Here is a 20,102-nt window from a genome sequence, read left to right as displayed (position 1 = left end):
GACCCGGCCCTGTCCCGGCCCGCCGAGCCGCGGGCGGGGGGGGGGGGGGGCCCGGCCCCCCCCCGCCCCCCCGCCCCCCACGCGGGCAGCACCCCGCGCGCGCGCACCCCGCCCCCCCGGCGGCGCGCGCGGTCGGGGGTGTTGGGGGTCGGCGTGAGGTGCCGCGGGGACCGGGGCCGGGGCGGGCGGGGGCGGCGCGGGGCCCCCGCCTCCCCGCGCACCCCCATCCCACCGGCACCACCGCCCGGCCGCCCCCCCGGGGGGGGGCGGCGCCGGACCGCCGTGACCGATCACCGCCGTCAGGCCGAGGCGTCGTCGGGCTCCGCGACCGTGACGCTGTAGAGGTCCAGCTCCCGGAACGGGTTGGGCTGCACCGTGCGCAGCCGCGTCGACCACGCCGACAGCGTGCTCTGGTACCACACCGGGATGGTGGGCATGTCCTCCAGGATCGCCCGCTCCGCCTCCTGGTACAGCTTCCACGCCTGCTCGCGGTCCGGCGCGCGGTCCGCGGCGGACAGCAGCTCGTCGACCACGGCGCTGCTGTACCTGCCGACGTTGTCGGACGCGCCGGTCCGGAACATCGGGCTCAGGAAGTTCTCGATCGACGGGTAGTCCGCGATCCACCCCGAGCGGAACAGGGCGGTGATCTCCTGGGCGTTGAGCTTGCGGCGGAACTCGCCCATGGTCGGGATCGGCACGAACCGGCACGGCACGCCGAGCGTCTCGGTGACCGACGCGCAGATCTCCTCCATCCACGGCTGGTTCGGCGAGTCGACGTTGGAGGTCAGCTCGATCTCGCCCTCGAACCCGGACGCGTCGAACAGCTCCTTGGCGCGCACCGGCGAGTACGTGCACAGCTCGCCGCCCTGGTTCTCCGCCCGGCCGGAGACCGCGGGCGGCACCAGGCCGTCGGCGGGCACCTGGTGGCCCTGGAAGATGCGGTCGATCAGCTTGACCCGGTCGATCGACATCGAGATCGCCTGCCGCACCCGCCGGTCCGCGTAGCGGGAGTCGTAGAGCGGGAACGAGACGGTCTGGATGCCGAGGTAGGTCCGGTCGTGGGTGCGGCCGGGCAGGTCGCGCTGGTACCGGTTGCCCTCCAGCGCCCAGTACGGCGTGACGTCGAGGTAGTCGAGCTTGTCCGCGATCACGTCGTGGTAGGCGTCGCCCAGGTCCCGGTAGATCCGGAACTCGACGCCGCCGATGTGGGGCTTGTCGTCCCCGGCGTACCCCTCGTAGCGGTGCAGCAGGATGTACTTCTCCCGCTCCCGGGAGACGAACCGGAACGCGCCGTTGCCGACGGGGTGGGCCTCGTAGGCCGCCCGGTCGGTGAAGAACACCTCGGGCAGCGGGAAGAACGCGCTGCACCCGAGCGTGACGGGGAACTCCGAGAACGGCGCCGACAGGGTCACCACGAACGTGTGGTCGTCGATCACCTCCAGCCCGGACATCTCGGTCACCGTCGAGTCCGGCGCGTTGACCTCCTCGAAGCCCGCGATGTGCGACAGGAACGTGGCCGCCTGCATCTTGTTCGGGCCGTGCGCGGTGTAGTTCCAGGCGTCCACGAAGCTGCGGGCGGTGACCGGCGTGCCGTCGTGGAACGTCCAGCCGCGCTTGAGCTTGATGGTGAACCGCGCCGAGTCGGTGGTCTCGATCGACTCGGCGACGGCGTTGCGCGGGTGGGCGTCGACCGCGTCGTAGGAGACCAGTCCCCGGAACAGCGCGGCGATCACCTTGACCCCGCCGGACTCGGTGGTGTGGCCGGGGATCAGCGCGTTCTCCGGCTCGGTGCCGTGGTAGCTGATGATCGCCGGTCGGGATGACTGCACACTTCCTCCGTATGGCCTGTGTTCGGGACGTTCGGGATCCGTCAGCGCTGCTCGTCCAGCGCGTGGTAGCGGCCGTGCAGGAACACCAGGGCGGGACCGTGCTGCCGCTCGTTGACGGCCACGACCTCGCCCACGACGAGGGTGTGGTCGCCCACGTCGAAGCTGTCCCACAGCACGCACTCCAGCCAGCTCGCGGAGTTGAGCACCAGCGCGCCGGTCTCGCACCCCGGCGTGGCGCGCAGCGCGCCCACGACCGGGGCGCGGGTCTCCCGGTCCTTGGCGAGCTGCCGGGCGACCTCGCGGGCCCGGCTGTCCAGGATGGACACCGCCCACTTCTTCGTCTCCAGCAGGTCCGCGAGGAACGCCGACTCCAGCCGCAGGCTCAACGACACCAGCGGCGGGTCGAGCGAGACCGAGGTGAGCGAGTTGACCGTCACCGCGTCGTGGCGCCTGCCGTCCGCCCGGTCGCTGTAGGTCGTCGCCACGCACACGCCGGTGGCGAAGTTCCGCATGACACCACGCAGGTCGGGTGGCATTGTGATCACACCTTCCGATGCGGACACCGTCGGCCGGGTCCCGGTGACGTCAGATCGACTGGGAGAACGAGAAGACGCGGTCCGGGTCGTACCGGCGCTTGACCTCCGCCAGGCGCGCCGCGTTGGGGCCGTGGTAGGCGGTGCGCCAGTCGTCCAGGTCCGGGTCGGTGAAGTTCACGTAGGACGCGTTCGCCGCGAACTCCCCCATGTCCTGGTGCAGCGCGTGCAGCCAGTCGAGGTTGCTCCGCTCGACCTCCGGCGACTCGTCCGGCAGCCACGAGGTGTCCAGCGACACGAGGAACAGCACGTCCCGGTGCGGGAACGCGGTCTCGGTCGCGGGCACGTCGTTGATCGCGCCGCCCCAGGTGAACAGGGCCGCGCCGGCGCCGTCGGGGTTGGCGCTGCCGGGCCACTTGTCCACCGCGGTCACCAGGGTCCGCAGCCCGTCCTCGGCCAGCGGTCCGGGCGTGCACCGGGTGCGCACCGCGAACGCGCCGCCCGCGGTGGCGTGGTGCAGGTACTCGGCCGCCTCCCAGTAGGTCCGGTCGGCGATGTCGACCCGGGACGGCGGCGCGACGGCCAGCGCGGGGGCGAGCAGCTCCCGCAGCTCCTCGGCCGGGCCGAGGTGCTGGCCGATCACCGACACCACGCCGTCCTGGCCCGCCGCGCGGCTGATGCCGATCCGGGCGGCGAACCCGTTGGGGGCCAGGCGCATGACCTCCTGCATGGTGGCCAGCACGTCCATCGCGTGCGCCCAGTCCCACAGCAACAGGCAGGTGGACGTGGCGGGCACGGGCCGGGCCTGGAAGGTGAACGAGGTGTTGACGCCGAAGTTGCCGCCGCCACCGCCCCGGCACGCCCAGAACAGGTCCGGGTTCACCGTCTCGCTGCACGTCACCGTGCTGCCGTCGGCCAGCACCACGTCGGTGGACACGAGCGAGTCGCAGGTGAGCCCCATCGCGCGGGACACCACCGAGACACCGCCGCCGAGCACCAGGCCGCCGATGCCGACGTCGTCGGAGTTGCCCAGCGGGAAGATCAGGTCGTGCTCGCGCAGGGCGGCGTAGATCTTCCCCGTCTGGGCGCCGCCGCCGACCGTGACGAGCGCGGTGGACGGGTCGACGCTCACCTCGTCCAGGCCCTGGAGGTCGAGCACCAGGCCGCGGTTCACGGAGTTGCCCGCGTAGCTGTGCCCGCCGCCGCGGGCCACGATCGGCACCCCGGCGTCGCGGGACCAGCCGATCGCCCGGCTCACGTCGTCCGGCCCGGCCGCGGACAGCACCGCGGCCGGCCGCACGTCGCGGAACCGCTCGTTGAACGGCCTGCTGCGCTCGTCGAACCCGTCGTCGCCGGGCAGCCGCAGCCGCCCGTCGACCAGGCCGCGCAACCCGTCCCACCCGGTCATGCCACACTTCCCGTCCGCGTCGGGGCCGACGGCTGCTGCGCCGGCACCTCCTCCAGGTAGGACACGCCGCTCGCGGCGTGCTCGCCGAAGCGCTGCCACTCCTCGCGCAGCACCAGCCGCCCGTCGGCACGCTGCTCCGGCACGTTCACGGTGTGCCCCGAGATCACCTCGCCGGTGCCCAGCACCATCGTGTACGCCAGCCGCAGCGTGCCGTCCGGGGCGCACACGCCGGTGATCGTGCCACGCCGCACCTTGCCGCCGGTGAAGTCGGCCCACACCAGGTCGCCGTCCTGGTGGTAGCGGGCGACCGTGCCGTCGCCGCCGCCCGCCTTGCGGAACAACCGGCCGTCGTAGTTGATCATTCGTCCACGTCCAGCAGTCCGGCGGGCATCTCCAGCACCGCGCCCTTGGGCTTGGGCGCGACCCGTTCGGCGTCCACCTCGACCAGCGCGCTCGCCGCGAGCAGCCGCTCCTCGCAGGTCTGCACGTCGTCGGCCTGGACGACCACGAACGAGTGCCGGGCGATGTAGCCGCCCGGCGGCAGCCGCAGCGTGGTGCCGGGCTCGACCATCGGCGAGGCCGTGACCAGGCCGGGGGCCTCCTTCGGCACGACGACCTTGTGCACCACGCAGTCGTGGTCGGGGTAGCCGAACCGGATGCCGGCCACGCCCCGCGCGGTGCGGGTGGTCTCGGGCCGCTGGCCCAGCGCCACGTCCACCATGACCTCGCCGGGGTCGATGCCGGTCGCGGTCTTGCCGAGGAACGGGATGAGGTCGCCGCCGACCCGGCCGTTGATCTCGATGATCAGCGGGCCGCGCTCGGTCAGCCGCACCTCGGTGTGGGTGATGCCGTCCTCGATGCCGAGCACCCGGTGCGCCCGCGCCAGGGTGTCCAGCAGGACCGGGTCCTCCAGCAGCGGGTCGGAGGCGTCCACCACGTGGCCGATCTCCTCGAAGTACGGGTGCTCGCCGGTCCGCTTGCGGGCCACGAACATCGGCAGGTACTCGCCCTTGTGCAGCGCGCCGTCCACGCTGATCTCGGGGCCGACCGCGTACTCCTCCACGATCGCGCCGCCGCGGTAGGGCTCGTCGCCGACCAGGCTGGCCTCGTGCGCGACCTGGAAGGCGTCGGCCAGCTCCTGCTCGTCGCGGGCCAGCACCACGCCCATGCTCGCGCCGAGCGCCCGGGGCTTGACCACGACCGGGTAGCCGATGCGCTCGGCCGCCGCCCGCGCCTCGTCCAGGTCGGCGGTCATCGCGAACCCGGGCTGGAGCAGGCCGCCCTCGGTCAGCCGGGTCCGCGCGCTGTACTTGTCCCGGCAGCCGTGCACGCCGGGGATGCTCAGGCCGGGCACGCCGAACTCCGCGGCCAGCTCGGCGGCGGGCATCACCAGCGGCTCGTCCCAGCACAGCACGCCGACGACGGTGTGCCGCGCGGCGACCTCGCGGGCGGTGGCCGCCAGCAGCTCGTGGTCGAACACGTTGACCACGGTGATCTCGTCGAAGTACTCGTGCTGCCAGGTCGGCTGCAGGTTGTTGATCAGCACCAGCGCGTGGCCCGCCCGGCGCGCCCTGGCCGCGGCGGACCGGACCAGGTACTCGCGGTAGAGCTTGAGCCCGCTGCCGATGACCAGCACCACGGTCTTGGAGCCGCTCATGTCGTGTTCCTCCACGGTCTTCTCATCCCGCCCAACCGGTCAGCCGCGGCAGGGTAGCGGGCGTCACGGTCGTCGCGCCCGCCCCCGTCGGGATGCGGGTGTCCGGCAACGCCTCGGCCGCCAGGTCGATCAGGATCGGCGCGGCGCACCGCAGCACCACCTCGACCTCGTGGCAGAAGTCGCCCTCCTCGCCGGGCCGCACCGACCACCGCGCCAGCCTGGCGAGCTGGTCGGTCAGCACCTCGGTCGCCCGGGTCAGGCTGAAGCAGTCCAGCTCGTAGCAGGCGGCGAACCGCTCCACGATCCTCGCCGCCGCCGCCCGCGACCGCTCCGACACCGGCAGCGGGCCGCGGCCGGTGAACCCGTCCACCCGGGCCGCGACCTCGTTCCACGGCTCGACCAGCCGGCTGGAGGTCACCCGGGCCAGCGCGGCGTGGCTGAAGTCGGTGCGCTGGTTCTCCGGGCTGGTCGCGGCCAGGTGGAACCGCACCAGGTCGCGCGGCACCCGCTCGACCAGGTCGCGGCCCCACACCACGTGTCCCCGGCTGGTGGAGAACTTCGAGTTGTCCAGCTCGTAGAACTCGTTGGTGATGAATTCCTCCGGCAGCAGGTACCGGCCGTCCGTTGCGAGCAGCATCGCCACCGCCGCCACCGCGAACGGGTAGGTGTTGTCGAAGCCGAGGAAGTAGACCACCTTCGTGCCCGCGTCGGCGAGCCACAGCTCGTCGTCCACCGCCGACGGCAGGCCCCGGCGCTCGGCCGACAGCGCGGCGCAGTAGATGCTCCACGCGGCGGGCTCGGCGTTCGGGTTGATCGTCTGACCGGCGACCTCGGGGAACGGGGCCGGGATGCCCCACGAGATCGGGTAGGTGACCGGGTAGTCGGGCAGGGGCCGGGACAGCATCTCCCGGATCGCCTGCGCCATGTGCGGGCGCATCGCCTTGCCGTGCTCGGCGAAGTGCGCGCGGATGCCCTCGCGGTAGCGCTCCATGGGCAGCACGAGCACCTGCGCCTCGCGCAGCTCCAGCGGGTCGTCGGGGTCCAGCGTCGACTTCGGGTCGATCAGGTCGCCCGCCGCGATCGGGTGGCCGCAGCTCTCGCACAGCCCGGCGCACCCCTCGGCGAGGCAGAGCGGGCAGCCGCCGCGCACGAACCCGTCCACCAGGTACTGCCCCGTCGCCGGGGAGTACGGGAACTTCACCGCGCGCAGCTCGAGCTTGCCGGCGGCGTGCAGCCGCTCCACGAACCCGAGCACGGTCTTGACGAACCGGTCCTCGTCGCCGGTGTACCCGTCGACCTCGATCCCGGCGGCGGCCAGCGTCGACTCGATCTGCTCGGCCGACCGGGCCACGAGCGCGGCCGGTTCCAGGCCGAGCCGGTGCGCGGTGGTCACCACGTAGGTGGAGGTGTCCTGGAAGCCCGTGGCCAGCAGCACGTCGCGGCCGGTGGCCCGCAGGTACCGGGCGTGCACGTCGGCGGCGAGGAACGGGCCCGCGAGGTGCCCGAGGTGCAGGTCGCCGTTGGCGGTGGGGGCCGGCGAGATGATCAGCGTGCGCTCGCTCATCCCGCCCGCTCCCCGTGCCGGGCGAGGAACTTCTCCGACATCTCGGCGTCCCACCAGACGCCGTAGTACTCGAAGTCCTCGGCGCTGTCGTTGACGACCTTGTGCGTGCAGCCCGGGGGCAGGTGCACGATGTCGCCCGCGACGAACGGGTGCCGCTCGCCGTCCACGTCCAGCTCGGCGACGCCCTTCATGGCGATGAAGATCTCGTACTCGTGGTGGGAGTGCGGCGTCGACTCGGTGCCGGCGCGCAGCACGCACCACGCGCCCTCGAACGGCGCGTTGAGCGCGGGCCAGGGCAGTAAGCGCTGGCCGTCCAGCCCGTAGGCCGGTTCGAGGTTGTCCCGGTCCAGGTGGCGGATCTCGACCACGTCGCTCACACCTCCGCGGCGGTCTCGGCGACCGCCCGCCGGTCCAGCAGGTCCTCGGTGATGTCCTGCGAGCGGTGCGCCAGCACGCTGATCAGCGAGTCGGCGATGCCGTGCGTCTGCTCGTTGACGCCCTGCAGGTAGATCGCGCCCCAGGCCGACTCGCCCAGGTCCACCCGGTAGCGGCGGCTGACGTTGACGTCGGTGAGGCCGATGCGCTCGGTCAGGTCGTTGACCAGTGCGGGCATCCGCGGGTCGTAGCCGGTGCCCAGGAACACCATGTCGCAGCGCAGCGGCTCGACCTTGCCGCTCTTGCGGTCGCGCAGGTCCAGCACGACCTCGTCGCCGTCCATCCGCGCGCCGACGACCTCGGTCAGGTGCCGCACGGAGGACCGCTGCCGCCCCAGCATCTTCTGCTGGTACAGCATCGAGTAGATCTCCTCCAGGAAGGGCGGCGCGAGGCCCGCGTAGTTGGTCAGGCGCATCTCGTCGAGCACCTGCGCCCGCGCCTCCGGCAGCATGTCGTAGAACTCGTCCACGAAGGACGGGTAGAACAGCTCGTTGACGAACTTGCTCGTCTGGTAGTTCTGCAGGCCGATGGCGCGCACGACCAGCGTCGGCTCGGACTCGGGGATGTCCTGGTGCAGCGCCATGAACATCTCCGCGGCGCTCTGCGCGCCGCCGATCACGACGGGCCGCCGCGGCCGCCGGTCCGCCGGCAGCTCGGCCATCCGGCCGGAGTACTGGGTGCTGTGCACCACGCGGTCCTGCGGCAGGTCGCGGAACACCGCGGGGACGTGCGCGTCCCGGCCGGTGCCGACCACCAGGTCGCGGCACGTGATGGTGTCGCCGTCGGACAGCGTGACGGTCCACCCGGCGATCGAGCCGTCCTCGGCCAGGCGCGGGTCGATCCGCTCGGTGCGGGCGTTGTAGCGGATGCGCACGTGCTCCAGGCCGTCCGCGACCCACTGCTGATAGGCCGACAGCTGCCAGCGATAGGGGTTGAAGGTGGACAGGTTCACGAAGTCGTCGAGCTGGCCCTGCTGGTGCAGGTAGTTCAGGAACGAGAACCGGCTCTGCGGGTTGCGCAGGGTCACCAGGTCCTTCAGGAACGACACCTGGCTGCGCGCCCACGGCAGCAGCAGGTTGCGCTGCCACTTGACGTCCGGGTACTGCTCCAGCACCAGGGTGTTCTCGGCCAGCCGGCTCACCCCGGACTCCTCGATCGCGACGGCGAGCGCCAGGTTCGACGGCCCCGCACCGATCAGGAGAACTTCGACATCTTGCCCAGTCACATTCCCACCTGACTACTAGGTCGGTCTCAAAACGGGTCGGTTACTCGGGCGGCCGCTGCGCGGGCCGCCGTGCCTGACTCCCGTGTGGACGGTCGTCGGCCGGGGGGTTCTCGGGGCGGTCAGCTCTTCCGGTCGCGGCCGCCGGAGCCGATGACGCCGAGCGACAGGGCGAACGACGGCTTGCCGCCCAGCAGGTAGGCGCCCGCGGACTGCGCGATGCGATCCTGCGCCACCACGTGCTGGCACATCGTGTTGGTGTCCCGCAGCCACCGGTCCATCGGGGACCGCTGGTAGATCGACGTGGTCTGCAGCAGGTCGTACAGCCGCGCCACGATCGACCGCGCCGTGCGGAAGGCGTGCCTGCGCGACAGCGGGAGCGCGGCCCGCTCGTCGGCGGTGAGGTCGTCGAGGGTGCCGCCGGCGGCCAGCACCTCGTGCTGGCGGCGCAGGGCCCCGTACACCGCGTGCCTGGTGGCGGCGTAGTCCGCCTCGCAGTCGGCGATGGTCACCTGGGTGCGGTAGTCGTCGGACATCGCGCCGGTCACCGGGCTCACCTTGGTGACCGCGATGTCGCGGACGTAGTCCAGCGCGGCGCGGGCGACGCCGAGCGCCACGCCCGGCATGTTGCGCATGTGCACCTCGGGCTGGGCCAGGGGGCCTTCGCCGTTGCGCACGGTGTCGAAGGTGACGGTGCGGCCCTCGGGCACGAACACGTCGGTGATCGAGTAGTCCCAGCTGCCGCTGCCCGCGAGGCCCGTGGTCTGCCAGGTGTCGATCACCTCGACGTCCGAGCGGGGCACGATGAACAGCTTGGAGTCGTGCGGGTCGCCGTCCTCGCCGGGCTCGGGCTTGCCGTCGCGGTAGATGAACGCGCCGGAGATCACCCAGTCGGCGTGCGTGATGCCGCTGCCGAACTGCCAGCGCCCGGTGAGCCGGTAGCCGCCGGGCACCAGCTCGGCGCGTCCGGTCGGGAACAGCAGGCCCGCGGTCACCATGTCCAGGCTGGTGAACATCTCCTTGGCGACCGTCTCGTCCAGGAACTGGGCGTAGAGGCCGGAGTCGGAGCCGATCATCGCGCACCACCCGGCGGCGGCGTCACCGTAGGACAGGGCCTCGATCACCTCGGTCTGCTCGACGGAGTTCAGCTCGGGACCGCCCCACCGGCGGCTGAACCCCATCCGGAACACGCCGGTGCCCCGCAGCAGCTCCACGACGTCGGCGGGCAGGCGGCGCTCGCGCTCGACCTCGGCCGCGCGTTCGCGCAGCAGCGGCGCGACGGCCTTGGCGCGGGCCAGGATCTCGGCCGCGGTCGGCGCCACCGGGTGCGCGGACGCCCCGTCCGTGGCGGTCTCAACAGGTGTGGCTGTCATTCGCTCGCTTCCCCTCGACTGCGCTGGTGCGATTCCGATTCAAGACACCTCGCCCGTTGACCGGAAGCGTTGTCCAGACCAGACAATCAACCCGCGCGGACAACGCCGGAAAACCGTTGCGCCGTCAAGCGGACGGGCTGTGCGCGGAGCCGATGTCTGGGGTGAACGTCGAGGTCAGCGGCCATGGACGCCGAACGGCGAACAGCGGATACATCGCGGCAAGGGTTTCTTGTTCACAATTGCCGAACCCGAACGCGGCCGGCCGCGCCACGACGCCGGTCACCCGCACACCAGCACCCAACCCACCGCAGCCGAACGCACCCCGGCAGAGGTCACCCGCACACCAGCACCCAACCCACCGCGACCGAACGCACCCCGGCAGAGGTCACCCGCACACCAGCACCCAACCCACCGCAGCCGAACGCACCCCGGCAGAGGTCAACCGCGCACCAGCGCCGAACCGTGCGCGGTCAGGTGGGCCGCCACGATCGCGCGCCACGGCCACCACCCGTCGGCGAGCGGGGCCGGGTCGGTGACGCCGAGGTTGCGCAACGCCCGCCCGACGAACGGGTCGGCGGCGGGGAAGGCGTCCCGGTGGCCCAGCCGCAGCGCGATCTGCTCGGCCGCGCCCTCGCCGATCCCCTCGACCGCCGTCAGGCCGCTCACCAGGTCGGCCGTCGCCGCGCCGCCGTCCAGCACCACGTCGCCCGCCGCCACGTGCCGCGCCAGCCGTCGGACGGCGTCGGCGGCGCGGGCGGGCAGCCCCGCCTCCGCGAGGTCCGCGCCGGCCAGCACCTCGGCCGACGGGAACAGGTGCGTGAGCCCGTGCGTCAGGCCGGGCACGGGCGGACCGAACCGCCGGACCAGCGCGCCCGTCCACGACCGGGCCGTCGGCAGGTCGCCGTACTGGGCGACGACGGCGTGCACGGCCACCTCGAACTCGCCCCACGCGCCCGGCGCGCGCAGCCCCGGCCGGGCCGCCACCAGCGCGCCGACGACGGGGTCGCCCGACAGCGCCTCCACCGCCGGACCGGTCTCCACGTCCACGGCCACCATCCGGCTCGCCCGCTCCACGACGTGGATCAGTCCCTCCCAGAACGGCAGGTGCGCCCGCAGCACCAGGGAGTCCTGCTCGCCGGGGTGCACCTCCAGCACACCGGGCTGGCCGTCCAGGCCGATGGTGCGCCGGTACACGCCGTCGTGCACCGACTCGACGCCGGGCACCGCCCGCGCGGCGAGGTAGCCGAGCACGCCCTCCCAGTCGAACGGCGGTCGGAACGGCAGCCGCATCGCCAGCCCGCCGTCCGCGGCCAGGCGGTCCGCCCGGCGCCGGCGCAGCCGCAGCTCGCTCGGCGAGGCGTGGAACACCTGGCGCATCTCCCGGTTGAACTGCCGCAGGCTCCCGAACCCCGACGCGAACGCCACGTCGGCCACGGCGAGTTCGGAGTCGTCGAGCAGCCGGCGGGCGAAGTGCGCGCGACGCGACCGCGCGAGCTGGTCGGGGGTCACGCCGAGGTGGTCGTGGAACAACCGGCGCAGGTGGCGCGGCGACATGCCCAGCCGCGCGCCCAGGGTGGCCTCGGTGCCGCCGTCCAGCACGCCGTCGAGGATGAGCCGCACCGCGCGGCACACCAGTTCGGGCGCTTCGGGACCGACGGCCCCGGCGGCCCGGTACGGGCGGCAGCGCAGGCACGCCCGGTACCCGGCGGCCTCCGCCGTCGCCGCCAGCTCGAAGGTGCGCACGTTCTCCGCGAGGGGCCGGGCCGGGCACTCCGGGCGGCAGTAGATGCCGGTCGTCACCACTGCCCTGAACGTCGTCATGTCGCAGCCACCTGGGTAACGCCACCCGACCCGCCGGCCTTGCTCCGGTCCCGCCGGGTTGTCCGCATCTGACCAGACACCTCCCGACGCCTCCGCGATCCTATCGTCGCGCCACGGCGCTGATCCACGTCCCACCCAGGAGGTCGGTGTGCTCACCAAAGTCCTGTTGATCCCGCTCAAGCCAGGCAAGCAGGCCGAGGCGGAGGAGATCGTGCGGCGGTTCGCCCTGCTCGGGCCGGAGCAGGAGCCCGCGACGCTGTCGTTCCGGGTGTACCGCGACCCGGCGCGCCCGGACTACCTGATGCTGGTCGGGAACTTCGCCGACCAGGACGCCTACGACGCGCACACCGGCTCGCCCGCGTACCGCGACCTCATGGCCGGCCGGTTCGCCGAGCTGGCCGAGGAGATCGTGGAGACCGACCACGAGATGATCGTCGCCATCTGAGCGGCGGCCTTCGTCGCGGGTTGATTGTTCGGACCGATCAACCCTGCCGGTCAATGCGGTCATCGGCTGGAATAGCCGCCGACGGGGTGCCCGCGGGCGCCCGGCCCGACAGGGTCACCGAAGTCGGCGACAACGGAGACAGACCTGTGACTGCCATGGCAGAAGACCCGTCCGGCGCGTTCGCCTCCCTGCGCGAGACCCGCGCGGCGGTGTGCGGATCGGCCGGGCGGACGTTGTGCCCCGACGCCGGTTCGACTCACCGGCGTCCACCGTCACAGCCCGGGAGGCGGTCCGGCCGCTGTCCCGACGTGCCCCGCCCGCCGGTGGTACCGTTCGCGTGACCGGAACCGGCCCGCGCCGCGCCCTTGACCGGTGAGCCGGTCGGCTGCGCTCCGCCTTGTCAACAGCGGAGGGCCCGACCGCTTCGTGACACCGCACCTGCCTGACGTAGCACGGTGGTGTCGGGTGAGCGATCGCCCGACCACGTGCGACGGTTCGCCGCGTTCGACCGCTGGACCGCGAGCCGGTTCGGCGTGGGTCCGATCGGCGGCAGTGACGTTCGACGAAGGTGTAGTCGGCCCTGTGGGGAGGGATTCCGTCATGGCGAGACCGGAGAAACCCGTGGACGCGAGCGGCGGGGTGGCGGCGGCGTTCGCCACCGAGCTGCGGCAGTTGCGGGCGTGCGCGGGCAACCCGACGTACCGGGAGATGGCGCGCACGGCGCTGTTCTCCCCTTCCGTGCTGTCCAACGCCGCGAGCGGCACCCGGTTACCGACGTTGCAGGTCACGCTGGGGTTCGTGGCGGCGTGCGGCGGTGACCGGGAGGAGTGGCGGCGGCGGTGGGCGCAGGCGGCGAACGTCGTCACGCCCGACGCCCCCACCTGGGGGCGATATAGGAGCTCGCCCGCCGACCGGGGGATGCCCCGACCGGCCCAGCTGCCGCTGCGGCCCTGGGGTTTCGTCGGCCGGCGACCGGAGCTGGAGCGGCTGCGCGAGCCCGCGTCGACCCCGCTGGTGATCACCGGACCGGTCGGCGTCGGCAAGAGCGAGTCCGCCCTGCACTACGCGCACCGCATCGCCGCCGACATGGTCGACGGCCAGTTGTACGCCGACCTCGGCGTGCTGACCGGCACGGCGTCGGACGCCGGGTTCGTGCTCGACGGATTCCTGCGGGCCCTGGGAGTGCCCGCAGACCTCCTGCCGGGCACGGTCGACCAGCGCGCCGGGCTGTACCGCTCGCTGCTGGCCGAGCGCAAGCTGGTGGTGCTGCTGGACAACGTCCGCGACGAGCGCCAGGTGCGGCCGCTGCTGGCCGAGTCGCGGCACAGCGTGACCCTGGTGGTGAGCCGGAAACCGCTGCTGGGCCTGGACGGCGTGCGCCGCGTGCGGCTGGAGGTGCCGCCGCGGTCGCAGTCGATCGCGATGATCACGGCGGCGGTGCCCGAGCGGGCCGCGGCCGAGCCGCTGGAGTGCGACCGGCTCGCCGAGCTGTGCGGCGACCTGCCGCTGGCGCTGACCATCGCGCTGCGCAAGCTGGTCGCGCGGCCGGACCTGTCGTTGCAGCGGGCCAACGCGAAGCTCATGGAGCGCGACGGCGCGCTGAACTGGCTGCGCATCGGCGACCTGTCCCTGCGCGAGGCGTTGAACTCGGCCTACCAGGACCTCGGCGACGCCGCCAAGACGCTGCTGACGCGCATCGCGCGCCTGCCGTTCCGCTGCGACCCGGACACGGTCATGCACGACGGGGGCGAGCTGGCCGAGGAGCTGCTGGAGGCGGGGCTGCTGCGCCGCGGCGACCAGCCCGGCACCTACCGGGTGGACCGGCTGGTGCGGGCGTTCGCGATCGAGGCGAGCGTGGCCGCGCACGGCCGCGACGACCCGCCGGTGCGGATAGACGTGCCGGTGCAGCAGTCGCGGCTCGACGGGGCCCGCGGGCTGTCCGCGCTGCGCATCGAGCTGCCGGTGTTCGCCGAGCACGCGCCGCCGGTGACCGAAGTGCGGTCCTGACGGCGTCCCGTCGCCGGGGCCGCCCGGTCACTCCACGTTGAGGTCGATCTCCGCGCCGTCGGGCAGGTCGTGCAGCTGCTGCGCGATCGGCCCGCGGACGCGCATCGCCTCGGCGGCCTCCTTGACCACGAGGTTGTCCAGCTCCAGCTCGCCGCCCAGGGCGAGGAACCGCAACGGCACCAGGCGCTGATCGGGCGACAGGCGGCCGTGGGTGCGCTCCCAGTCGACGGTCAGCCCCACGGTCGCGTTCGCCTGCGGGTCGGCCAGCAGCCACGCCGCCCAGTCCTGGAGGCTCTTGCCGATCACCTCGACGTCGGCGGTCTCCGGGTCGAACAGCACCACCTGCTCGCCCAGGATGCCGAACTGCGTGCCCAGCACGTCCTGGCCGAAGCAGAACACGTCGTCGGCCAGGCCCCCGAAGGTGTCCTTCCACAGCTCGCCGGTGTTCCACTCGCCGAGTTCCGGACCCGCGCCGGGCGTGCCCGCGCGGTACACCTGCACCGCGGAGCCGAACACGGTGAACCCGTTGCGGCCACTGAGCAGCGCCGCCAGCTCGCCGAACGCCCCGCCGACCCCGAAGTCCACCTGCGCGTCCTGCCCCAGTCGGCCCTGAGCCCTGGTCAGGAGGTCCTCCAGCGGGCTGAGCATCGCGTCTCCTCGCTCCGGCGGGTGGTTGCCGAGTGCAACCGTCTCATGGCACGACCTTCACCTCGAACTTGGCCCCGTTGGGCAGGCCGCGTATCTGGTGCCCCATCGACGACCCGGAGCCCCGGTTGTCGCCCGGCGCGATGGGTCTGACGCTCGCGCCCCGGCCGCCCTCCTTGGTCGCGGCGAAGGGGTACTCGTCCAGGTCCTTGCCCTTGACCTTGGGCATGCCCCGCAACGACGCGCGCCGGTTGGCCTTCGCGCCGGCGCGGTTGACGGTGAGGACCTTGGGGTGGCCGGCTTTCTGGGCGTCGCGGATGTGCTTGGCCGACTCGGGGTACTTCTTCGCGCTGATGGTGACCTGGTGGACCTTGCCCTTGGGCACGGGTTTGGCGACCGCGCCCGTGCTGCTGCGCACCCGGCGGGTCCGCTTGAGCACCGCCTTGGTCTGCCCGGCGGTCTGCGCCGTGGCCTTCGTGGCCGACCTGAGCGTCCGGGTGGACCTGGCCGCGGCGGCGAGCGTCTTGCCGACGCTGCGCTTGGCCATCAGAGGAGGAACTCGGCCACCAGCATGGCCAGGTCGATGAGGATGCCGGGCAGGGCCAGCCCGGCGGTGGCGGTGACGAGGCCGAGCCAGATCGGCAGCCGGGACAGGATCGTGCCGACGCACTCGGCGACGATGTCGCGGACCATGTCGCGCACCGACCCGATCACGTCGCCCGCGCTGCGCACCGCGGCGGCGACGTTGGCGGCGGTCGCGGCGACGGCGGCCAGGCCGCCCTCCTGCTCGCGCGCCTGGGCGCGGTAGGCGTCGGCGGCCTCGCCGCTCCAGCCCGCCGTGTCCGCGGCGACGACCTGGGCGAGCCGCTGCTGCGCCTCGGTCATCCGGGTGGCGATCCCGGTCCACGCGTCGGCGTAGGCCGCGATGGCGGCCGGGTCGCCCGCCAGCTCGTCCAACGCCTCGCGCAGCGGCTCGACGTGCTCGATCAGCCAGCCGACGCCGGCGCTCAGCGCCGCCTGGGCGGGGTTCGCGATCGCGCCGAGGACGGCCAGCGCGCCCTCCTTGACGCTGATCCCCGGGTCCGCCCACGCGGCCTGCTCCAGCTCGCGGGTGGACCGGTCGATCTCCTGGGCCAGGCGGAAGCCCGCCTCGGTGTCGGTCACCTGACTCCCCTCAGGGCGTGAACGCCTCGGCGTTCCCGCGCTCGACCTCGTCGTACTCGGCGATCGTGTCGATCACCAGGTCCGTGCTGGTGGACACCGAGTCCACGGCGTCGCGCACCGCCTCGACGGCCTGCTCGACCATCGGCCCGAGGTCGCCGGGCACGGAGGTGAACAGCACGCCGAACGCGTCGGGGGGCGCGCCCGCGCCCCGGGCGAGCGACAGCGCTTCGGCCAGCACGTCGGACACGTCCCGCAGGTGTTGCACGTGCGCCTGCAGCTCGGTCGTCAGAAGGCCGTATTTCCCCGTCATGTGTAATCCCAACGTGTCGAGCCGTTGACTGAGCGTGAATATAGTGACCGGGCCCACTGCGTCGGTGGGGAACGGGACGAGTTGCTCCACCCGGTACCGGTTGTCATCTGAAAGGACGAAGCCGATGTCTCCCAGTGGCGAAGACGCGCTCGAACGGCGCATCGCGGAGTGGTCGGCACGCGCCGCCGGGACGGCCGAGCGCTACCGGAAACTGGAGCGGCGGCTCAGCACGCTCTCCGTGACCGAGGAGGGGTTGAACGGCGGGGTGCGGGTGACCGTCGGGCAGAACGGCCTGGTCACCGCGATGAGCGCGTCGGACTCGCTGGTGGGGGTGCGACCGTCGGAGATCGTGCGGGAACTGGACGCCGCGATGCGCCGCGCGCAGTCCCGACTGGCCGCGCGGGTGGAGGCGGTGATGGTCGAGGTGGTCGGCGAGGACACGGAAAGCGTGGCCGCCGTAGTCGGCAGCTTCCGCCGCGCGTTCCCGGAGCGACCGGAGGGCGAACCGCCCGCGCGGGGTCGCGGTGACGGGGACCGGGACGAGGACGACGACGACTTCGACCCCACGCCGTGGCGCGGGTGAACCGACCGCGTGGCCGGCCGGAAGTGTTGGTGCGGCGGGGAGTTCGGCGGGGTGGGGCGCGCTGCGACCGGCAGGGCTTCCGGCCCTCGCCCCGGAGAACGCGCCGTGGCGAGCCCGGCGGTCGGGGCGGCGCGGCAGGCGGGCTCCGACACACAGGCCGGCGTGGGAACCGCTGCGGTAGCGGGGTTCAGGCCGGCGGTGGGGTCGCGGTGGCGAGCGCGGCGGCGGTCGGGTCCGAGGCGGCGGGTCGGCGGTTGCGGAAGCGGAAGTAGGTGGCGAGGGCGTTCGCCAGGGGGCGGGCGTGGTCCGGTGGGCCGTGGCGGGTCGCGTGGGCGACCGCGGCGACCAGGTTCGGCGCTTCGGCGTCCAGCCACTCCAACGCCTCGCCGCGGCCGAACGGGCGCGACGCCCCGCCCACCGCCGCGTCCGACGCCACCACCGCCACCGCGGCGGTCGCCCTGCGCACGTAGAAGCGCAGCACCCGGTCCACCGCCTCGTCCCGGCCGCCCTCGTGGTCGGCCCGCTCCACCCCGTACGCGCGCAACAACCCGTGGATCCGGTACCGCTGTGGGGCGTAGTGGTCCACCAGGTGCTCGGCGCACAACACGTCCAGCGCGTCCAACGTGTCCTGGTCGTCGTCCGACAGCACGACCACCACCTCGGCCGAGAAGTCCGCGCCCGGCAACAAGGCCAGCCGCCGGAACAACGCCCGCGCGCCCACCGGCAACGCCGTGTACGACTGGTCGAACGCCGCGCGGACGGTCATGTCGGGTTCCGCGCCGACGGCCAGCGCGGTCAACGGGTCGCCCGCCGCCAACCGGTCGGCCAGCCCGCCGATCCCCTGGTGCGGCCGGGCGGACAGGGTCGCGGCGGCGATCCGGATCGCGAGCGGCAGGTGGCCGCACAGGGCGCACAGCCGACGCACGTCGGCGGGCTCCCGGTCCACCCGGCGCGCCCCGAGCATCCGTCGCAGCAGGTGGACCGCCTCCTCCTCCCCCAGCACGCCGACCGGCAACGAGCGGGCGTCGTCGAGCGCGACCAGGCCGCGCAGCTCGTTGCGGCTGGTCACCAGGACCAGGCAGCCCTGGTGCCCCGGCAGCAGCGCGCGGACCTGGGCCGAGTCGTGCGCGTTGTCCAGCACGATCAGCACCCGCCGGTGGGCCAGCGCCGACCGGAACGCGCCCGCGCGCTCCGCCGGGTCGGACGGCACCCGGTCGGGCGGCGTGCCCAGGGAGCGCAGCAACCGGCTCAACGCGTCACCCGTGCCCACGGCCGGATCGCCGGCGTGGCCGCGCAGGTCGAGGTACAGCTGGCCGTCCGGGAACCGGTCCCGCACGCGGTGCGCCCAGTGCACGGCGAGCGCCGACTTGCCCACGCCCGGCGGTCCGCTGATCACCCACGTGGACGCGACCCCGTCGGACAGCCCCTCGTCCAGCAGCGCCAGGTCGGCGGTGCGACCGACGAAGCTCGCGATGTCGGCGGGCAACTGCGCCGGCGGCGGTTCGGCGGCGGGGCCGGGCAGCGCGCGGGCCGCCTCGGACCGCTCCACCCGCAGCACCGGGGCCTGGTTGAGGATGTCGTGCTGGAGCCGGGTCAGCTCCTCCCCCGGCTCCAGGCCGAGTTCCCGGTCCAGCACGGCGCGGAAGTCCTGGTACACGGCCAACGCCTCGGCCTGCCGCCCGCACCGGTACAGCGCCAGCATCAGCAGGCCCCGCAGCCGCTCCCGCAACGGGTGCGCCGCCACGAGCGCCTGCAGCTCGGCGCTCGCGTCGTCGTGCGACCCGAGCGCGAGGTGCGCGCGGAAGCGGTCCTCCTGCGCGGTCAGCCGGAGTTCGCCCAGCCGGGTCCGGAACGCCCGGACGTCCGGCGTCTCCAGCTCCGCGAACGGCTCACCGCGCCACAACGCGATCGCGGCCGAGGTGAGCCGTTCGGCGAGCGGCCAGTCGCGGGCCGCCGCCGCCTGGTGCCCGAGCCGCACGTCGTCCTCGAAGCGGAACAGGTCCAGCTCGTCCCGCGCCACGTCGATGCGGTAGCCGTTCGCGCCGCTGCTGATCCGCCCGTCGGCCAACGCGGTGCGCAGCTTCCACACGTAGGTCTTCATGTTGCCCACCGCCGACCGGGGCGGTTCGTCGTCCCACAGCACGTCGACGAGCTTGTCCACCGACACCCAGTGGTTGGCGTTCATCAGCAGCACGGTCAGCAGCCTGCGTTGCTTCGCGGACCGGACGGCCAGTTCGCGGCCGTCCGGCAACACGACCTCGACGCCCCCCAGCACCCGGAACAGCACGGGACCCTCCGTAACCGCTCGTGTCTCCCCGGTAATCGAGAGTAGGGGCAACCCCGGAGAAGGCACTCCTCCGAATGGTTCAACCAATCATGGTCGTGTACCGCGCGGCCACCACCGTGGACCGGCTGTGGACCGGCCGTGGACCACCGGTTGCCACCGTCGTCGTATTCGGACCGGCGTGGACGACTGGGGGAAGCGGATGCGACGCGGTGGCGTGCTCTTGTCCGGCGAAGCGGAGCGCCAGGTCGTGCCCGCGCGCCTGTGGGACCGGATGTCGATCACGTCGCCGGACGGCCACCCCGACGGCTTCCCGTTGACCGCGCCCGGGATCCGGCTGGCGCTCGGGCTCGTCGACGCGGCGTTCACGGCGGTCGGCGCGGTGAAGCGCGGCGGGCCGCGCGCCGTGCCGTCGGCGGGCGCGTTGTACCCGTACGAGTTCCGGGTCGTCACCGGCGACCGGGACCGCGCGGGCGCGCCGCACGTGCTGCACGTCGACCCGGTGCGCCGGCTGGCGCACCGGCTGCCGGGCGAGTCGGCCGCGTGGTCGTGCGAACGCGCCGGGCTCGCGCTGCCCGACCCCGGCGGCGCGCTGGTCTTCGTGGTGAGCAGGCCGTGGCTGTCGATGCGCAAGTACGGCGACCGCGGGTACCTCTACGCCCAGCTCGACGCGGCGCACGTGGCGACGAACCTGCTGTGCGTGTCGTCGGCGGCGGGGCTGCCGGCCGAGTTGCGGCTGCGGTTCGACCGCGACCCGCTGCTCGACGCGCTCGGCCTCGCCGGCCGCTGCCGCGAGGTGCACTCGGTGGTGGCCGTCGGACC

The 20,102-nt window shown here is 73.3% G+C and carries 20 protein-coding genes; 4 read left to right on the top strand and 16 right to left on the bottom strand.

From position 1 onward, the window contains the following. Positions 1 to 299: 299 nt before the first annotated feature. From ACFXGA_RS32675 to ACFXGA_RS32625, 11 genes are all read right to left on the bottom strand, one after another. Entirely contained in the window at positions 300 to 1,829 is a 1,530-nt protein-coding gene (locus tag ACFXGA_RS32675) for an ABC transporter substrate-binding protein (RefSeq protein WP_378094670.1), read from the bottom strand. Between the two features lie 41 nt (positions 1,830 to 1,870). Continuing rightward, the gene (locus tag ACFXGA_RS32670) at positions 1,871 to 2,365 is read right to left on the bottom strand and encodes a flavin reductase family protein (protein ID WP_378094668.1); all 495 of its coding nucleotides are present in this window, start codon (positions 2,363 to 2,365) and stop codon (positions 1,871 to 1,873) included. 49 nt (positions 2,366 to 2,414) lie between these two features. Continuing rightward, positions 2,415 to 3,770 (bottom strand): FAD-binding oxidoreductase, encoded by a 1,356-nt coding sequence (locus ACFXGA_RS32665; protein WP_378094666.1) that lies wholly within the window; start codon positions 3,768 to 3,770, stop codon positions 2,415 to 2,417. Further along, positions 3,767 to 4,132, bottom strand: a complete 366-nt coding sequence (locus tag ACFXGA_RS32660) for a hypothetical protein (RefSeq protein WP_378094664.1) — start codon at positions 4,130 to 4,132, stop codon at positions 3,767 to 3,769. Before ACFXGA_RS32660 ends, ACFXGA_RS32665 begins: the two co-directional genes overlap by 4 nt. Continuing rightward, a complete protein-coding gene (locus ACFXGA_RS32655; RefSeq protein ID WP_378094662.1) occupies positions 4,129 to 5,427 on the bottom strand; it encodes an ATP-grasp domain-containing protein in 1,299 nt (432 codons plus the stop codon). Before ACFXGA_RS32655 ends, ACFXGA_RS32660 begins: the two co-directional genes overlap by 4 nt. Positions 5,428 to 5,449: 22 nt before the next feature. Next, positions 5,450 to 6,991 (bottom strand): class I tRNA ligase family protein, encoded by a 1,542-nt coding sequence (locus ACFXGA_RS32650; RefSeq protein ID WP_378094660.1) that lies wholly within the window; start codon positions 6,989 to 6,991, stop codon positions 5,450 to 5,452. Next, positions 6,988 to 7,368, bottom strand: coding sequence for a cupin domain-containing protein (locus ACFXGA_RS32645; RefSeq protein ID WP_378094658.1), 381 nt, complete (start codon positions 7,366 to 7,368; stop codon positions 6,988 to 6,990). Before ACFXGA_RS32645 ends, ACFXGA_RS32650 begins: the two co-directional genes overlap by 4 nt. Continuing rightward, positions 7,365 to 8,651, bottom strand: a complete 1,287-nt coding sequence (locus ACFXGA_RS32640; RefSeq protein WP_378094656.1) for a lysine N(6)-hydroxylase/L-ornithine N(5)-oxygenase family protein — start codon at positions 8,649 to 8,651, stop codon at positions 7,365 to 7,367. Before ACFXGA_RS32640 ends, ACFXGA_RS32645 begins: the two co-directional genes overlap by 4 nt. Before the next feature lie 119 nt (positions 8,652 to 8,770). Beyond that, complete coding sequence (locus ACFXGA_RS32635) at positions 8,771 to 10,021, bottom strand: acyl-CoA dehydrogenase family protein (RefSeq protein WP_378094654.1); 1,251 nt, start codon at positions 10,019 to 10,021, stop codon at positions 8,771 to 8,773. Positions 10,022 to 10,145: 124 nt separating this feature from the next. After that, positions 10,146 to 10,304 carry a hypothetical protein gene (locus tag ACFXGA_RS32630; protein ID WP_378094652.1) on the bottom strand — a complete coding sequence of 53 codons (159 nt, stop codon included), beginning with the start codon at positions 10,302 to 10,304 and terminating at the stop codon, positions 10,146 to 10,148. Positions 10,305 to 10,459: 155 nt separating this feature from the next. Continuing rightward, positions 10,460 to 11,842: a DNA-3-methyladenine glycosylase 2 family protein gene (locus tag ACFXGA_RS32625; RefSeq protein ID WP_378094650.1), complete on the bottom strand. Its 1,383-nt coding sequence runs from the start codon at positions 11,840 to 11,842 to the stop codon at positions 10,460 to 10,462. Positions 11,843 to 11,990: 148 nt separating this feature from the next. On the opposite strand from ACFXGA_RS32625, the gene ACFXGA_RS32620 reads away from it, so the two are divergent. Further along, a complete protein-coding gene (locus ACFXGA_RS32620) occupies positions 11,991 to 12,287 on the top strand; it encodes a putative quinol monooxygenase (RefSeq protein ID WP_378094648.1) in 297 nt (98 codons plus the stop codon). 600 nt (positions 12,288 to 12,887) lie between these two features. Next, positions 12,888 to 14,294: an NB-ARC domain-containing protein gene (locus tag ACFXGA_RS32615; protein WP_378094646.1), complete on the top strand. Its 1,407-nt coding sequence runs from the start codon at positions 12,888 to 12,890 to the stop codon at positions 14,292 to 14,294. A 27-nt stretch (positions 14,295 to 14,321) separates the two neighbouring features. On the opposite strand, the gene ACFXGA_RS32610 is transcribed toward ACFXGA_RS32615, so the two are convergent. From ACFXGA_RS32610 to ACFXGA_RS32595, 4 genes are read right to left on the bottom strand one after another with little or no spacing between them, the layout of a single operon-like run. After that, on the bottom strand, positions 14,322 to 14,942 hold the full coding sequence (locus ACFXGA_RS32610; protein WP_378094644.1) for an SMI1/KNR4 family protein: 621 nt from the start codon (positions 14,940 to 14,942) through the stop codon (positions 14,322 to 14,324). A gap of 43 nt (positions 14,943 to 14,985) precedes the next feature. Then, a complete protein-coding gene (locus ACFXGA_RS32605) occupies positions 14,986 to 15,486 on the bottom strand; it encodes a NucA/NucB deoxyribonuclease domain-containing protein (protein ID WP_378094642.1) in 501 nt (166 codons plus the stop codon). Next, entirely contained in the window at positions 15,486 to 16,103 is a 618-nt protein-coding gene (locus ACFXGA_RS32600) for a WXG100 family type VII secretion target (protein ID WP_378094640.1), read from the bottom strand. The genes ACFXGA_RS32605 and ACFXGA_RS32600 overlap by 1 nt, the downstream gene beginning before the upstream one ends. Positions 16,104 to 16,113: 10 nt before the next feature. Then, positions 16,114 to 16,413, bottom strand: coding sequence for a hypothetical protein (locus tag ACFXGA_RS32595; protein WP_378094638.1), 300 nt, complete (start codon positions 16,411 to 16,413; stop codon positions 16,114 to 16,116). A 124-nt stretch (positions 16,414 to 16,537) separates the two neighbouring features. Between ACFXGA_RS32595 and ACFXGA_RS32590 the strand changes: the two genes are divergently transcribed. Next, entirely contained in the window at positions 16,538 to 16,996 is a 459-nt protein-coding gene (locus ACFXGA_RS32590; RefSeq protein ID WP_378094636.1) for a YbaB/EbfC family nucleoid-associated protein, read from the top strand. Between the two features lie 187 nt (positions 16,997 to 17,183). Here the strand turns inward: ACFXGA_RS32590 and ACFXGA_RS32585 are convergent, their stop codons facing one another. After that, entirely contained in the window at positions 17,184 to 19,283 is a 2,100-nt protein-coding gene (locus ACFXGA_RS32585; RefSeq protein ID WP_378094633.1) for a BTAD domain-containing putative transcriptional regulator, read from the bottom strand. Positions 19,284 to 19,461: 178 nt separating this feature from the next. Between ACFXGA_RS32585 and ACFXGA_RS32580 the strand changes: the two genes are divergently transcribed. After that, the coding region (locus tag ACFXGA_RS32580; protein WP_378094631.1) for a hypothetical protein at positions 19,462 to 20,102 on the top strand (641 nt) is incomplete at its 3' end.

Origin of the sequence: Actinosynnema sp. NPDC059335 (genome assembly GCF_042752395.1) — a bacterium.
Taxonomy (GTDB): Bacteria; Actinomycetota; Actinomycetes; order Mycobacteriales; family Pseudonocardiaceae; genus Actinosynnema.
The sequence above is the reverse complement of the archived record's forward strand: the minus strand, read 5'-3'. Positions and strand labels throughout refer to the sequence as shown.